Here is a 14,751-nt window from a genome sequence, read left to right on the forward strand (position 1 = left end):
GCTTGTCTTCCTTGATCCGGTAACGCGGCGGGTCTCGCGGTCGAGTCCTCTCTGTGCTGGGGCTTGGCGCTATTGAATAGCAGGCTCCGAGCCTGCGTCTGTAGCGGAAAGCGGGGACAGGAAATGCCAATTAATCCGATAAGAAAAGTCGGTGTTTCGCCGCCTATAGACCCTGTGAATCAATGGAATGTCGGACAATTCGTGCTGGTAAGCGGCGAGATCGGCGGCGTTCGCCACGTTCGCGCATGCGAGTAGGCCGCTGTCGGCTGCCCGGTAGCGTCAATGTCCTACAAAAGATTCCGCAGGCTCAGGCCGAGCAAAAGCACCCTTGCCATTGTCCGGGTTTGGGGGGCCATACATGGGCTTGGGGGGGTGCTTGAATCCGTGGACGCCCCCTGTTTCAAGGAAGATCCACGCCATGTCCGCCGCCGACACATTCCCCCTGACCTGCGCCCAGCGCGACATCTGGCTCGACCAGATCAGCCATGGCGACTCACCGCTCTACAATGTCGGCGGCTATCTCGCGTTCGATGGCACTGTTGACTGCGACCTGCTGCGGCGCGCGCTGGACCATCTGGTTGGGCTGCACGACGGGCTGCGCATGGTGCTGGTGCCTGAGGCCGGGGAGGATGGCGTGGCCCGCCAGCGCTTCCTGCCCCAGATGAGGGTGCCACTGGACGAGCACGATCTGCGCGGGCAGACGGCGGCGTTCGCAGCTGCGCAGTGCCTGGCCAAGACTTTGCTGCAGCAGCCTTTCACCCTCGACACCGGGCCGCTGCTGCGCATGGCAGTGCTGCACATCGATGCCGAGTGCAGCTTGCTGATGGCGCAGGCTCATCACTTGATCCTCGACGGCTGGGGCCTTGAGCAACTGCTCCATCTGCTGGGTCAGTACTACGGCCTGCTTGAGCAGGGGCAGGTATTGCCAGGCACGGCACCGTCCTACAAGGCGTTCATCGAAGATGACCAGGCCTACCAGGGATCGGCCCGCCAACAACGCGATCTGGCTTACTGGCTGGGGCGCTACGCACAGCTGCCGGATGCGCTGCTGCGGCCCAGAGAGCAGGGGCTGCCCCTTGGCGCCACGCCAAGCCATGCCCTGGAGCGCAGTTTCGATGGTGCCCTGCTGGCCCGAATGCAGAACCTGGCCGACGCGCTGCAAGGGTCGGTAGCCCATGTGCTGCTGGCAGCCTTGCATGTGTGCTGCGCCAGGGCCTGGCAGCGCGACGACTGGGTGGTCGGCCTGCCGGTGCGCAACCGTGGAAGTGCGCGGGCCAAGGCCACGCTGGGCCTGTTCGTTCAGGTAAACGCCTTGCGCATGGACTTCGGCAGGACCTTGAGCTTCGCCGAGTTGGTACGCGGCATCGGCGATGCGCTCAGGCGTGACCTGCGCCACCAGCGCTTGCCGCTGAGCGAGTTAAACCGTGCGCTGGGCTTGTCCCGCGAGGCGCGCGGGCAGTTGTTCGAGATCACCGTGTCCTACGAGCAAGAGGGCCACGACTTGCGTTACGGCAGCCTCGGCGCGCACAGCGTCAAGGTGTGCAACGACCACGAACCCACGCCGTTGTCGCTCTACCTGCGCAGTAACCCGCACAATGGCAAGGCCTGGCTGCACCTGGTGTACAACCAGGCCTGGCTGGCACCCGAGGACGTCGAGGTGTTCAGTACGCGCCTGCTTCATGTGCTGGCCCAAGGGCTCGAGCAACCCCAGGCGGGCATCGACAGCTACGACCTGTTGCTTGCCGAGGAACACCAGCGCCTGCGCCAGTGGAACGCCACCGCCCAAGACCCCGAGGGCCCGACCCTGATTCACCGCCGTATCGAAGCCCAGGCCGCAACACGCGCCGAGGCGACGGCCGCCGTGCATCAGGGGCGCAGCCTGAGCTATGGCGAGCTGAACGACCGCGCCAACCAGCTGGCCGTGCAGCTGCTGGCCATGGGCGTGCTGCCAGAGCAGCGGGTGGCGGTGCTCGCCCGGCGTGGCCTGGACACCCTGGTCGGCTTGCTTGCGGTGCTCAAGGCCGGCGCGGCCTATGTGCCGGTGGACCCGGCGCACCCGAGCGAGCGCCTGCAGTACCTGATCGATGACTGCGCACCGACGGTGGTGCTGACCCTCTCAAACCTGCGTGACCGCCTGCCGGTCACCAACGTGCCGGTTATCGAGCTGGACCGCCTGCCATCGGCCACGGCTGGGCTGGCCAACCCCCAGGTAGAGCGGCTGTCCGGCGCCAACCTGGTCTACGTGATCTACACCTCCGGTTCCACCGGCCAACCCAAGGGCGTGATGGTCGAGCACCGCATGCTGGCCAACCTGGTCGACTGGCACTGCGCCGCCTTCGATCTGCGCCCTAACAGCCATACCTCCAGCCTGGCCGGTTTCGGCTTCGATGCCATGGCCTGGGAAGTCTGGCCAGCCCTGTGCGCCGGCGCGACGCTGCACCTGGCGCCGGTGGGCGAGGGGGGCGAGGATATCGATGCGCTGCTGCGCTGGTGGCGCGCCCAGCCGCTGCAGGTCAGCTTCCTGCCCACGCCCGTGGCCGAACACGCCTTCGCCCAGGGCGAGCCACACCCGACCTTGCAGACCTTGCTGGTCGGCGGCGACCGCCTGCGGCGCCTGGCGCGGGAGCGAGGTTGCCGGATCATCAACAACTACGGCCCGACCGAGGCCACGGTGGTCGCCAGTGCTGGCGAGGTGCACCCCGGGCAGGTGCTGCATATCGGCGCGCCGGTGGCCAATGCGCGCCTGTACGTGCTCGACGCCCAGGGTCGGCAACTGCCAGTGGGCGCCGTGGGCGAGTTGTACATCGGTGGCGCGGGGGTCGCCCGTGGCTACCTGAACCGCCCGGAACTTACCGCCGAACGCTTCCTCGACGACCCGTTCACCCAGCAGCCTGGCGCGCGGATGTACCGTACAGGGGACCTGGTGCGCTGGTTGCCCGAGGGCAACCTGGAATACCTCGGCCGCAGTGACGACCAGGTGAAGATCCGTGGTGTGCGGGTGGAGCTGGGCGAGATCGAGAGCGCGCTGGCCAGCCATGCGGCGGTGCGCGAGGCCGTGGTACTGCTGCGCGACGGGCAACTGGTGGCCTGGTATGTCGCCGGGCAGGTACTGACCCCGCTGGACCTGCACGAGCACCTGCGCGACCGCCTGCCTGCGGCGTTGCTGCCATCGGCCTATGTGGCGATGGCGGCCTGGCCGCTGACCGCCAATGGCAAGCTCGACCGCCGCGCCCTGCCGGCGCCGGGCAGCGAAGCCTCGGTGCGGCGCACCCACGAACCGCCGCAGGGCGAGCTCGAGCAGCGCCTGGCCGCGCTATGGGCCGAGCTGCTGGAGGTGGAGCAGATCGGGCGGCATGATCATTTCTTTGAACTGGGGGGCCATTCGCTGCTGGCGGTACGCCTGATCGAGCGCATGCGCCAGGCAGGGCTGCACGCCGATGCCCAGGTGCTGTTCGGCCAGCCGACCCTGGCCAGCCTCGCCGCGTCGCTGGGCAGCGCCCCCGCACAAGCGGTACCGGCCAATCGTGTGCCGCCGGGTTGCCAGCGCATCACCCCCGAGATGCTGGCCTTGACCCACCTGGACCAGGCCAGCATCGACCAGATCGTCGGCACGGTTCCGGGCGGCGCGGCCAATGTGCAGGAGATCTACCCCCTGGCACCATTGCAGGAAGGATTGCTGTACCACCATCTCACCGACGAGCGCGATCCCTACCTGCAACAGGCGCTGTTCGCCTTCGACAGCAGGGCGGCGCTGGAGGCGTTCAACCAGGCCCTGGCCGGGGTCATCGAACGTCACGATATCCTGCGCACCAGCCTGGCCTGGGAAGGCCTGGCGCAGCCCCAGCAGGTGGTGTGGCGCCAGGCCGGGCTGCAAGTGAACGTCCTCGGGCCCGGACCTGGCGAAGCGGCCGTGCGGCTGCGCGAACAGGGGCTGCGATTGGACTTGCGCCAGGCGCCGATGATGGCCTTGAGCTGTGTGGAGGACAGTACCCAGGCGCGATGGTTGGGCCTGCTGTATTTCCACCACCTGGTTAACGACGCGGTCTCGGTACAGGTGCTGTTTGCTGAATTGGCGACGCTGATGGCAGGCGAAGGTCATGCACTGCCTGTCCCGGTGGCTTACCGCAACTATGTGGCGTTGAGCCGCGATGAGAGCCGGCAGGCGAGCCATGAACGCTACCTGCGCGAGTCCTTGGCCGGGGTAGAGGCGCCGCCGCGGTTGGCCGGCATGGCTGAGGGGCCGGCTGTGATGGCGCATGTCGAAACCTGCGTCGTCGACTTGCCTGAGGCCCTGGCCGCCACCCTGCGCCAGAGCACGCGCCAGCATGACGTTGGCCTCGGCAGCTTGATGCATCTGGCCTGGGCGCAGGTGCTGGGGGCGTTGGGCGGCCGTGACGAAGTGGTATTCGGCACCGTGTTGCTGGGCCGGATGATGGCCGGCGAGGGTGCCGACCGAGCGCTGGGCATGTTCATCAACAGCCTGCCGCTGCGGGTGTCACTGGTGGAACGCAACGTGGCCCAGGCCTTGGCTGGAATCCACGGCCAGCTGGCGGAGTTGCTTGCGCATGAGGACGCGCCATTGGTCCTGGCCCAACGCTGCAGCGGCCTGCCGGCCGGCGTGGCGCTGTTCGACAGCCTGCTCAATTATCGGCATGGCGCGGCGCAGACTGCATCGTTGCCGGGCGTGACGCTGCTTGAGGCCAGCGAGGTGCACAGCCATGCCCTGGTGCTGACCGTGGACGAGCAGGGCGATACCTTGCGCCTGGGCGTGCGCGCACCCCGTGAGCTGGGCGCCGAGCGCGTGCTCGGGCATGTGTCGTGCGCGCTGCGGGTCTTGGCCGAGGCACTGGCCAGCGAAGCCCCGGTGGCGCTGGAATCGCTGTCGACCTTGCCGGAGGACGAGCGCCGCTACCTGCTGGAAATCGTCAACGCCACCGAGCTGGCGCTGGACCCTGGGTATCCGCATCTGCCTGCCCTGTTCGCCGCCCAGGTGAGGCGTGCGCCGGATGCCGTGGCGCTGCAGACCGAACAGACGCAACTGACCTACCGCGAGCTCGACGCCCAGGCCAATCGCCTGGCGCACCACTTGATCGGCCTCGGCGTGCGGCCCGACACCCGGGTCGCCGTATGCCTCGAGCGCGGCGTGGCGCTGATCGTCGGCCTGCTGGGCGTGCTCAAGGCCGGTGGCGCCTATGTGCCGCTGGACCCCGACCACCCCGACGAGCGCCTGCACTACCTGCTCGCCGACAGCGCACCGCTGGCGCTGTTGGTGCAGGGCGCCACCCGCGGCCTGTTCGATGGCCAGCCAACACCGCTGGTGGACCTGGACCAGGGCGCCTGGCAGGCGCACAGCGACCAGGCGCCCGCGCTGGCGGAGCTTGGTGGCGGGCACCTGGCCTATGTCATGTATACCTCGGGCACCACCGGCATGCCGAAGGGCGTGATGGTCGAGCACCGCGGGCTGTGCAACCTGATGCGCTGGGGCAGCGACCTGTGCCCGCCGCAGGCCGATGATGCGTTGCTGCAACGGGCGCCGTTCAGTTTCGACGGTTCGGTGTGGGAGCTGTTCTGGCCGTTGTGCGCGGGGCTGCGTCTGGTGCTGGCGCGTCCCGACGGTCACCGTGATCCGGCCTACCTGGCGCAACTGATCGAGGCCCGCAGGGTGACCACCGTGAAGTTCGTGCCGGCCTTGTTGCATGCATTCCTCGACACCCCGGGCGTGGAGCGCTGCACCAGCCTGCGCGATCTGTTCTGCGGTGGCGGCGAACTGACCCTGGCACTGGCGCAGCGGGTGCGCGAGCGACTGCCCCAGGTGCGCCTGCACAATGTCTATGGCCCCACCGAGGCCACCGTCGACAGTACCGTCTGGACGCTGGAGCCGGGGCAACCACTGCCCATCAACGCTCCCCCGATCGGGCGGGCGATCGCCAACACGCGCCTGTATGTGCTCGATGAGCATGACCGGCCTGTACCCGTGGGCTGCCCTGGCGAATTACACATCGGCGGCATAGGCGTGGCGCGTGGCTACCTGGGCTTGCCGGTCCTGCAGGCCGAACGCTTCATTCCCAGCCCGTTCGTGGCCGGTGACCGGCTGTATCGCACCGGCGACCTGGTGCGTTACCGCGCCGATGGCGAGCTGGAGTTCCTGGGCCGCAACGATTTCCAGGTCAAGCTCAATGGTTTGCGTATCGAACCGGGCGAAATCGAGGCGCTACTTGCGAGCCACCCGGCCCTGGGCCAGGCCGTTGTGCTGGTGCGCGATGATCGCCTGGTGGCATATGCCAGCTGCCGCGATGGCCACGCCGCGCCCGCGCTGGAAGCATTGCGTGCCTACCTGCTGGCGCGCCTGCCGGCCTACATGGTGCCGTCGGCCTACGTGCTGCTGGCCGAGCTGCCGCTGAGCGCCAATGGCAAGGTCGATCGCAACGCCTTGCCGGTGCCGGGCGCTGCGGCGGTAATCAGCCGGGCCTACCAGGCACCGCGCGATGAGCTAGAGCAGACGCTGGCGCAGATCTGGACCGAAGTGCTGAAGATCGAGCAGGTCGGTCGCGACGACAATTTCTTCGAGTTGGGCGGGCATTCGCTGCTGGCGGTCAGCCTGGTGGCGCGCATGCGCCAGGCCGGCTTGCACGCCGATGCGAGGTTGCTGTTCAGCCAGCCGACGCTGGCGGAACTGGCGGCCAATACGCGGCGCGATCAGGTGCAGGTGGAGATCGCCCAGACCACCGTCCCGGTGCTGAAGGGCAGGCGGCGGATCTGATGGAGTAGCGTGACGAGCACTGCGTGGGGGACTACTTCGGCGAAATGCGATAGACGCAGCGCCGGTCCCCCGAGATCAGGTGCTCGCAGCGTTCCACCAGCCCTTGCTCGCCGATCGCCGCCTGGAACACCTGCAGCTCGCTGCGGCAGAAACCTTGGCAACGGGTGGCTGCGATGCAGATGGGGCAGTGATTCTCGACGATCAGCCAGTTGTCGCCGTCGGCCTGGATCTCGGCCATGTAGCCTGCGCGCTCACGCAATTGCACAAGGATGCGCACCTTGTCTTCCAGGCTTTCGGCACCTGCGCAGGCTTGCTGGTACTCGCGGCTGTTGCTGTCTTCCATGCGGCTGATCAGGCGGTCGACGCCGTCGCTGCCGAACACTTGCTCGACGCTCTCGATCAGTTGCAGGGTCAACACGCTGTGGGAATCGGGGAAGCGGCGCTGGGCGGCGGCGGTCAACGCCCATTTCTGCGAAGGCCTCCCGGCGCCCTTGGCCGGCACGCTGATGCCGCTGATCAGTTCGGCCGCTTGCAGTTTCTGCACCTGCTGGCGGGTGGCTTCGAAGGTGATGGCGAGCAATTGGGCAAGGTCGGCGGTCTTGAGCGGCCCGCGGGTCTTGAGCAGGAACAGGATGCGGTCGGCGGTGCAGTTCGAATCTACGGTGGTCGAGGTCATGGAGCGCTGGAAACCGGGCGTGAATGAGCGGATCGGGCACTCTCCTGGGCCATCCTTTGCGCAGGCAAGTGGACGAAGAATAGCCCGGATTCGCGGTGATTTGTGCAAGGGGGAACAATTATCGATAAGAAAATTTATATGCGATAAAAATATAAAAGGTATTAGTTGTATTTATTTGATCCGCGTCTAGGATGATCTGCGGAGCCTGTGCTTGCCGGTCCCAGGGAGGGGTGCGTGCAAGTGCGTCAACACCTTGCTGGCAAATGCCGGGCATGGGCCCATCAACAACAACTCGACAGGGATGTGAGTGCATGAATGCCCAGAAACCCGTGACCATCTATGAACACGCCGATGAAGTGAGCAGCCTGCAGAGCGTGGTCGACCTGGTGAAGCTCTCCGACCAGTACCGCCAGTCCGCCATCCTGCATTCGGCGCTGGCCCAGCGCGTGTTCGACCACACCCGCCAGCCAGTCGGTGCCGAGGCTTTGAGCGATGCGCTGGGTTGGGTGCCGAACAAGGGCCGGATCTTCCTCAACGCGCTGGTGGCCATGGGCCTGCTCAAGCGCACCGCACAAGGCTTCGAGAACCTGCCGCTGAGCCAGCGTTTCCTGGTCAGCGACAGTGCCGAGTTCATCGGCCCGATCATTGACCACCAGCGCCTGCAGTGGCACAACTGGCCACGCCTGGACGAAGTCCTGCGCAGCCGTGCCTCGCTGGACTTCCAGCAGGAGAACCGCTTCAAGCACGACCTGGCGGCCCGCGATGCCTTCAACGACGCCATGGTCCGTTTCAGCCAGCCCATGGTGGATGTGCTGCGTGACCTGCCGCTGTTCGACAAGGCCCGTCGGGTGATCGACCTCGCCGGCGGCCACGGCACCTACCTCGCCGAGATCGCCAGCCGACATCCGCAGGTCAAAGGCGAGGTCTGGGACCTGGAGCCCACCCGCGAGGCGGCCGCGGCCACCTTCGCCAAGTACCGGCTCGACGACCGTCTTGGCTTCCATGCCCGCAACCTGCTGGACCTGGCCCAGTACCAGGGCGAGCGCGCCGATGTGGTGATGCTCAACGACTGCCTGCACTATTTCACCCGTGAGCAGGTGCGCACCCTGATCGCCGGCGCCGCCGGCATGGTCGAGGGCGACGGCGCGCTGCTGGTGCTGAGCATGGCCCTGGAAGACGATGAGATTCATCCGGCCCTGTCGGCCGACTTCTCCCTGCACATGATGCTCAACACGGTCAACGGTGAACTGCACCCCAGCCGTTACCTGATCGACAGCATGGCAGCGGCGGGGCTCACGGTGGAGCAGGAGCCGATCGGCCGCTATACCCTGCTGATCGGGCGGAGGGCTGCCTGATGTTGCGTCTATTGGCATTGCACGCCGCGCCGCTCGGTGACGCGGCTGCCCAGGCCCTTGACAGCCTGGGCAGCGCTGCGGCGGCAGCGGGTTTCAGCCTGCAGGTCAGCCAGAAGCCGGCCGGCCAGGGGCCGGTGGACGCGGTCTGCCTGCTGCTCGACAGCGCCACGCCCCCGGGGGCGCTGAACACCTTGCTCAGCGAGGCCGCCGGGCTGTGCCGCAATACCGCGCTGGTGCTGGTGCGGGTGCAAGGTACGCTGGCGCAGTTGCCGTCCGCCACGGGGGTGATCGCCCAGTGGCAGCAGGCCAGCCATGGCTTCCTCTATCCGTACCCGCTGGATATCGCCAGCGGGCAGGTGCCCGGGGTGGTGATCAAGGACTGGCTGGCGGGCTTCGCCAAGTTCGCCGCGGCAACCAAGCTGTGGCGCTCCCTCGACGGCCTGGGGCTGGACGAGGCGGCGCGGGCCAGGCAGCGCCCGGAAATGAACCACGTGAACATCCTGACCCGCGACCTGGAGGCGTCCAAGGCCTTCTACAGCGACATACTCGGCGCGAACTACTGCTACAACCTCGGCCCGCGCAAGGCAGTCATGGAGCTTAACGGCTTCGACTTCTTCATCGAGCAGAGCGAGTCGTTCAGCTACCCGGCCGGCTACCACATCGGCATACGGGCACTGCCCGAGGATGTAAGGCGCATTGCCGACCAGGTCACCGCCGCCGGCACCATCAAGCTGGTCAAGGGCAACGGCCCGGCTCCGGGTTATCACCATGGGCCGGACAACGTGCGCAGCGCCGTGTACTTCGAAGACCCCGATGGCCTGGTGATCGAGGTGTACAGCGCCGAAGTGGAGATGATCGAAAGCAACCCGCGGTTGCTCCTCGACCGTCTCTGATCCCACGTCGTCACACGCCTGCCGCGCCTTTGCGCGTGCAGGCCTGTGCCCAGGCAGGTATTCGCATGAACAGCTACAAACAGTGGCATTGGCCACGGCTGCCCAGCCCGCTGCCCAAGGATGTCAGCGACCGGGCATTGATGGGCTATCCCGAGCAGTACCAGGAGCATCCCCTGCAGGCCAAGGTCAGCGAGGCGTTTGCTGATCTGCTCCAGGCTCCGCTGGATGTCCTGCTCGCCATCCTGGAACAGCCGCGCCAGCCTTTGGCGCGTCGCATCGGCGCCGGCGAGGTGTTGGCGCTGCGCGGTGATCCACGCATCGACACCTTCGCTCCGGACATGATCGACATTCCCGCGGCGCGGGTGCACATCGGCCTCGATCCAGGCGCGGTGACGCAGGTGATGGAGCAGTTCGACGGGCTGGGCCTGGACCGCAGCTGGATCGACAAGGAGACCCCGCGCCACGCGGTCGAGCTGGCGGCGTTCCGCATCGCCCGCTTCCCGGTCACGCACCAGGAGTATCGCCAGTTCCTGCTCGACAGCGGTCATACCGGCATCCCCGACGGCTGGGCCTTCGGCCGCTACCCACGGCACCATGCCAACCACCCGGTGTACAGCGTCTCGGCCAGTGATGCCGATGCCTATGCCCGCTGGCTCAGCGAGCGTACCGGCCGGCGCTTTGCCCTGCCCACCGAGGCGCAGTGGGAGTATGCCGCCGCCGGCCCCGAAGGGCGGCAGTTCCCCTGGGGTGACGCCTACCAGGTCGAGCATGCCAACACCGCCGAGCTGGGTTACCTGGATAGCACGCCGGTGGGCGTGTTCATCGACGCCGCCTCGCCGTTCGGGGTGCTGGACATGGCCGGCAACGTCGAGGAGTACGTTGCCGAGGACTACCAGCCTTACCCCGGTGGCCCGTGCATCGAGGACGACCTGGTGCTCGATGTCGGCACCCACCGCGTTGCCCGCGGTGGCAGCTTCACCCGTTTCCGCGACCTGGCGCGCACCGCGCGCCGCCATGGGCGTTACCCGCGACCGATCTACGTCATGGGTTTGCGCCTGGTTGAAAACCATAACTGAGTTTTTCCGTCTTCCGTGCAAGAGGTCTGATTCCATGAACAAGGATGTTTCGCTTCACACCATCGTGCCGATTTCCATCCTCGGCGGCGATGTCGATGCCCATTTCTTCGGCTTCAACGGCTTCGCGCGCGACCAGGAGCATTTCGCCGTGGGGATCGGGCGCGATCAGTGCGACGTACCCCTGGTGCGGGTGCATTCCGAGTGCATCACCGGCGATGTGTTCGGCTCGCAGCGCTGCGATTGCGGCCCGCAGTTGCAAGAGGCCCTGCGCACCCTGAAGGAGGTCGGCGGCTACCTGATCTACCTGCGCCAGGAAGGGCGTGGCATCGGCCTGTATTCCAAGTTCGAGGCCTACCTGCTGCAGGACTCGGGCCTGGACACCTACGAAGCCAACCTGCGCCTCAACCACCTGGCCGACTCGCGCTCCTTCGATCCTGCCGTGCAGATCCTGCGCGCCCTGGGCGTGGACCAGTGCCGCCTGCTGACCAACAACCCGGAGAAGGTCGCCCAGTTGCGCGCCGGCGGCATCGATGTGATCGAGCAGGTACCCACCGGGGTGTTCCTGACCAACCACAACCGCAACTACCTGCAGGCGAAGGCCGTCAAGTCCGCCCATTCGATCAAGCTCTGACCTCCAGCGAAAAAGGATCTTTCGATGAAACACATTGGCCCTATCAGCGGTATCGCCGCCCATGCCGCGCATTTCGTCGCCACCGCCGGCTACGACAACCAGGTGATCCTGTGGAACGCCACCACCGGCGAGCCTATCCACCGCGTGCACCATGACCACCTGGCCAACCAGTGCGCCTTCAGCAGCGACGGCAAGCACCTGGTCAGCGCCAGCAGCGACTACACCGCGCGTATCTGGGAAGTGCCGAGCATGCGTCTGAAGGCCGTGCTGCAGGGGCACAACGACGACGTCGAGATGGCGGTGTTCTCGCCCGACAGCCAGCGCGTGGCGACCTGCTCGCGTGACCACGTGCTGCGCATCTTCGACCTCGATGGCGTGCAACTGCAGGCATTCCATGGCCACCAGGCCGACGTGATCTCGGTGGTCTGGTCGCCGGATGGCCAGCGCCTGATCTCCAGCAGCGATGACGGCACCGTGCGCCAGTGGGACACCCGCAGCGGCCAGCAATGCGATGAGGTGGACATCGGTGGCGTGGAAACCGACACCATCGCCATCACCCGCGAAGGTGTGGTGTTCGCCGGCGATGACGAGGGGCGCATCTCGATCATCGCCGATGGCCAAGTGCAGACCGTGCCGGCCCATGCCGCAGGGATCAAGCGCATCGTCTGGAACGACGACAAACGCCTGCTGGTTAGCCTGAGCTATGACCGCTCGGCGATCCTCTGGACGTTTGATGCCGGGCGCAACCTGGTCAAACGCCGCAGCACCGCGCTGCCGAGCATCGTCTGGCCACGCAGCTGCGCCTTCGTTGGCGACGAGCAGCTGGTGTTCGCCACCTTCGGCTCGCGCTACGCCACCTGGAACTACGAGCAGGACCAGTGGCAGGTGTCGGGCATCGAGCCGGCGGTGAGCATCAATGCCGTGGTGCGCAGCGAAGAGCGCCAGTACAGCATCGGCGACGCTGGCATCCTGCACCGTGACGACCAGCCGGTGACTTGTGTCGGCAGCCTGTGCAACTTCCTCCTGCCGTTCGGCCCGTTGCTGCTGACTGGTGGCCAGATGGGCCAGGTGTTCGATGGCCTGTCCGGGCGCATGCTCTACCAGCACCGTTCACCGCTCAACTGTGGTGCCACCTTCGTCAAGCAGGGCGAGGACCTGGCGCTGATCGGCACCTACACCGGCGAAGGCCTGGTGTTCGGTCATGACGGCAAGGGCGGCTTGCGCCTGGTGGCATCGATCCCGATGCACGACAACGCGATCAAGGGCGTGGCCGCCGACGAGCGCCACCTGTTCAGCGTCTGCGCTTCGGCCGACGCCGCGTTGCACAGCATCGCCGACTTCAGCTGCGTGCGGCATATCGAGGCGGCGCATACGCGCATTTCCAACGGCTGCTGCCCGATCACCGGCGGTTTCGCCAGTATCGGCCGCGACCTCAAGTTGCGCCTGTGGCTGGAGACCGGCGACGAGGTGTTCGACTCGCCGCACCAGCACTCGATCAAGTGCATCGCCGCCTCCAGCGATGGCCGGGTGATCGCCACCGCCGCCTACAACGGCACCGTGGCGTTGTTCGACCTGGCCTCGCGGCGCTGGCTGCCGGTGCAGCGGCCCACCGCCAGCGGCATTTCCTGCCTGACCCATGACGCGGCCAGCGATGCGTTCCTGGCCAGTTCCTATGATGGGCGCATCTACGGCATCGACGCCCGCCTGGCATCCTGAAGGAGCAGCACGATGAGCAAGCAAGCAAGCGACTTCATGCCCCAGGGCGACTACCGCAAGGCCCTCGACACCTCGTTCGTGCACCGCTACAGCCACGGCGAGGACGAGTGGTCGTGGGATGTCGGCATGATCCAGGCGGCCCAGGCTTTCCTCGAGCGGCTTGACCCGCAGGGTGACCAGCATGTGCTGGATATCGGCGTGGGACGTGGCCGCGATGCCTCAACCTTTATCCTCGCCGGGCACCGCGTCACCGGGCTGGATATCGTCGAGAACTCCAGCTGGCCACTGCTGCGCAAACGCTGGGGGGATCGCCTCGACCTGGTGAACAAGGCCATGCAGGACTGGCAGCCGGCGCCGGGGACGGTGTTCGACGCGGCCCTGGACAACGGCTGCTTCCACCACCAGCACCCGGACGAGTGGGGCCCTTACCTGGCCCATGTGCGCCGCCTGTTGCGCCCCGGCGCGCTGGTCGGGCTGAACGTGTTCGGGGTGGATGATGCCCACCCCGAGGCGGGGTGGCGGGAAATGGACAACCAGCGCCAGGGCTATTTCTTCACCGACGCTGGCATCCGCCAGACACTGGAGGCCCATGGCTTCACCTGGCAGGGCCTGGAGGTGATCGAGCGTCAGCATGGCGAGGCCCGCTATCTGCTGGCGCTGGTCCGCACGTGAGTGCGCTCGACCGCCATTACCTGGACATGGCCCTGGCGCTCGCCAGCCAGGGCCTGTACAGCACCATGCCCAACCCGCGGGTCGGCTGCGTGATCGTCAACGACGGCCAGGTGGTGGGGCGCGGCTGGCACCAGCGCGCCGGCCACGCCCATGCCGAGGTCCACGCCTTGCAGGAGGCAGGCCCGGCGGCGCGCGGGGCCACCGCCTATGTGACGCTCGAGCCTTGTGGTCACCATGGGCGGACCCCGCCGTGCGCCGATGCCCTGGTGGCCGCCGGGGTGCGCCGGGTGGTCACGGCCAGTGCCGATGCGTCGCAGAGCATCGGTGCGCTTCGGCTGCGCGAAGCGGGCATCGCGGTCGAGGCCATGCCCTGTCCCACGGCGCGAGCCCTCAATCGCGGGTTTTTCTCGCGTATCGAGCGCCAGCGCCCCTGGGTGCGGGTATTGCGGCCGGCGGCGCTGGCCATTGGCGCGATGGGTGAGGGCGCAATGCTCAGCCATTGCGACGAGCAAGCGCCGCTGGAGCACTGGCGGGGCAGGGCCTCGGCGTTATTGACCACCTGTGACTGGGTCAAGGCCTGCGACCCGTCGCTGCTGGCGCAGGTTCCGGCACAGCGAGTCGAGCCGGTGACTCCGTTGCGGGTGGTGGTTGATCAGCGGCTCGATTGCCCGGCCTCGGCCAAGGTGCTGGATGGCCTTGCTCCGACGCTGGTGCTGCATACGGCGCAGGCGATGCGTGACGGGCGCTATGCCCGGGCGCGCTGCCAGGTGATCGAGGAGGTTGATGCTCAGCGGGTGTTGCAGGCGTTGTACGCGCTCGACTGCAATGAAGTCCAGGTCGAGGCGCAGCCTGCGTGGTGCGAGGTTCTGGCGCGCCAAGGGCTGGTGGATGAGTGGCTGGTACAGGTCTGAGCGGGGACGCCTTGTGCATCCCATCGCTGGCAAGCCGGTTCCTACGGGATGGCGCATGGCT

General features: G+C 66.9%; 9 protein-coding genes. 8 read left to right on the top strand and 1 reads right to left on the bottom strand.

Translation table 11 applies throughout. From position 1 onward, the window contains the following. The first annotated feature begins 418 nt into the window (after positions 1 to 418). The gene (locus tag BMY03_RS14345) at positions 419 to 6,760 is read left to right on the top strand and encodes a non-ribosomal peptide synthetase (RefSeq protein WP_094011432.1); all 6,342 of its coding nucleotides are present in this window, start codon (positions 419 to 421) and stop codon (positions 6,758 to 6,760) included. Between the two features lie 31 nt (positions 6,761 to 6,791). Here the strand turns inward: BMY03_RS14345 and BMY03_RS14350 are convergent, their stop codons facing one another. Then, positions 6,792 to 7,436 carry a helix-turn-helix transcriptional regulator gene (locus BMY03_RS14350; protein ID WP_038706343.1) on the bottom strand — a complete coding sequence of 215 codons (645 nt, stop codon included), beginning with the start codon at positions 7,434 to 7,436 and terminating at the stop codon, positions 6,792 to 6,794. Between the two features lie 311 nt (positions 7,437 to 7,747). Here BMY03_RS14350 and BMY03_RS14355 point away from each other — a divergent pair, with 311 nt between their 5' ends. The 7 genes from BMY03_RS14355 (at position 7,748) to ribD (ending at position 14,690) form a co-directional block, all read left to right on the top strand. Next, positions 7,748 to 8,791 (top strand): methyltransferase, encoded by a 1,044-nt coding sequence (locus BMY03_RS14355; RefSeq protein ID WP_046855201.1) that lies wholly within the window; start codon positions 7,748 to 7,750, stop codon positions 8,789 to 8,791. Then, positions 8,791 to 9,684: a VOC family protein gene (locus tag BMY03_RS14360; RefSeq protein ID WP_094011433.1), complete on the top strand. Its 894-nt coding sequence runs from the start codon at positions 8,791 to 8,793 to the stop codon at positions 9,682 to 9,684. The genes BMY03_RS14355 and BMY03_RS14360 overlap by 1 nt, the downstream gene beginning before the upstream one ends. 65 nt (positions 9,685 to 9,749) lie before the next feature. Beyond that, positions 9,750 to 10,760 carry a formylglycine-generating enzyme family protein gene (locus BMY03_RS14365; RefSeq protein ID WP_023630992.1) on the top strand — a complete coding sequence of 337 codons (1,011 nt, stop codon included), beginning with the start codon at positions 9,750 to 9,752 and terminating at the stop codon, positions 10,758 to 10,760. Between the two features lie 34 nt (positions 10,761 to 10,794). Next, complete coding sequence (gene ribA, locus BMY03_RS14370) at positions 10,795 to 11,391, top strand: GTP cyclohydrolase II RibA (RefSeq protein ID WP_023630993.1); 597 nt, start codon at positions 10,795 to 10,797, stop codon at positions 11,389 to 11,391. Between the two features lie 24 nt (positions 11,392 to 11,415). Next, positions 11,416 to 13,107, top strand: a complete 1,692-nt coding sequence (locus tag BMY03_RS14375; RefSeq protein ID WP_023630994.1) for a WD40 repeat domain-containing protein — start codon at positions 11,416 to 11,418, stop codon at positions 13,105 to 13,107. A 12-nt stretch (positions 13,108 to 13,119) separates the two neighbouring features. Continuing rightward, on the top strand, positions 13,120 to 13,779 hold the full coding sequence (locus tag BMY03_RS14380; RefSeq protein WP_046855204.1) for an SAM-dependent methyltransferase: 660 nt from the start codon (positions 13,120 to 13,122) through the stop codon (positions 13,777 to 13,779). Next, a complete protein-coding gene (ribD, locus tag BMY03_RS14385; protein ID WP_094011434.1) occupies positions 13,776 to 14,690 on the top strand; it encodes a bifunctional diaminohydroxyphosphoribosylaminopyrimidine deaminase/5-amino-6-(5-phosphoribosylamino)uracil reductase RibD in 915 nt (304 codons plus the stop codon). The genes BMY03_RS14380 and ribD overlap by 4 nt, the downstream gene beginning before the upstream one ends. Positions 14,691 to 14,751 lie beyond the last annotated feature (61 nt).

The sequence above is a fragment of the Pseudomonas soli genome, assembly GCF_900110655.1.
GTDB classification, from domain to species: Bacteria; Pseudomonadota; Gammaproteobacteria; order Pseudomonadales; family Pseudomonadaceae; genus Aquipseudomonas; species Aquipseudomonas soli.